1 protein-coding gene is annotated in these 1199 nt (G+C 58.2%); it reads right to left on the bottom strand.

Translation table 11 applies throughout. The features are described 5' to 3' along the window. On the bottom strand, positions 1-1187 hold a 1187-nt coding region (locus ACFFUC_RS12480), incomplete at its 3' end, for a hypothetical protein (RefSeq protein WP_377686692.1). Between the last annotated feature and the right edge of the window lie 12 nt (positions 1188-1199).

Consider the following 1199-nt stretch of genomic DNA (forward strand, 5'->3'; position numbering starts at 1 on the left):
AGCAGGGTCAGATCCGCCTCGGCCACCGATTTGTCGAAGGCGAGCATATCGTCAAGCGTTTGCCCGACGAAGCTGCGCAGCGGGTTTGAATGGCGGAGCGATTTGTGGCGCTCGTTCAGGATGAAGCCGACATCGTCGTAACGGACGAGTTTGCCCTGATCATCCTGCTTGTTGACGAATTCATCGCGATTCGTGCCGCAGTAGAACGAGACCTGAAGCAAATCGCAGCCGCCGACGAGGCAAAGCCTGCGATCAACCGCATTCGACAGATCGGCGTCGAAATCGGGAACTTCGGTGATCCAATCGACCGTTTCGGGCGTGTTCAACTGGCTTGCGACAGGGCCGACAACCTTGAATTCGGGACGGTTGAGGTAGTCCCAGACCCATTGCTCGACGCCCATATTGAGCGTGCGGCAGGAGAAGGCGAAGTGATGCACCGTCGTGCCCGAAAACTTCGTGCGCACGCAGAAAAAGCCGACCACGCCATAATCGCCGTAGCGGTCCTGCACATGAATGAGACCGGCATGCATGCCCGAGACCGCGAGCAGCTGGTCAAGCGCCTTGCGCTCGGCCTCGGTATTCGCGCGCTCTTTGGTGAAGTTCAGCTGGTTGGTGCGGTTCAGAATCTCCAGCACGCGGTCCATGTGGTTCTCGACATCCGTGATGATCTTGATCTTGATTCCGGATTGCCGAAGGAAGTCGGTGTTCGAGAGGCCGGAGTTCTCGCGCTCGTGCCGCTTCTGCTCCATCACCTTGTATTGCTGCAGGCGCGAGTGCTCCTTGTCGGCCTTTCCCTTGAGCTGCGGCAGATCAAGCAGACCGGAGAGAGGCCCCTTCGACGCATCGACCGTCATCAACCTGGGGCTGAAAAAGACCGCCTCCTCGAGGTTGAGATGGTTGTCGTCGAGAAAGAGCACGTTTTCGTCGCGAAGGCCCATTTCGTCAATCATCTGGGCGATTGCCTGACCTTTGGGCGACCAGGCGATATGCGGGAAAACGAACAGCTCCCAGATCCCGAGTTTCTCCAGCGCGGCTTGGGCGGGGGCAAAATCGTTCTTCGAACAGATGGAGCACATGATTCCGCGATCGACCAACTCGCGGATTATGGCGATATTTTCCGCGATCGGCTGGATGCCTTCTTCCGACAGGGTGCCGCCCCAGAAGGTTTCGTCCAGGTCCCAGACCACGAGCTTTACCTG

The organism is Paracoccus cavernae (assembly GCF_042430175.1).
Lineage (GTDB): Bacteria > Pseudomonadota > Alphaproteobacteria > Rhodobacterales > Rhodobacteraceae > Paracoccus > Paracoccus cavernae.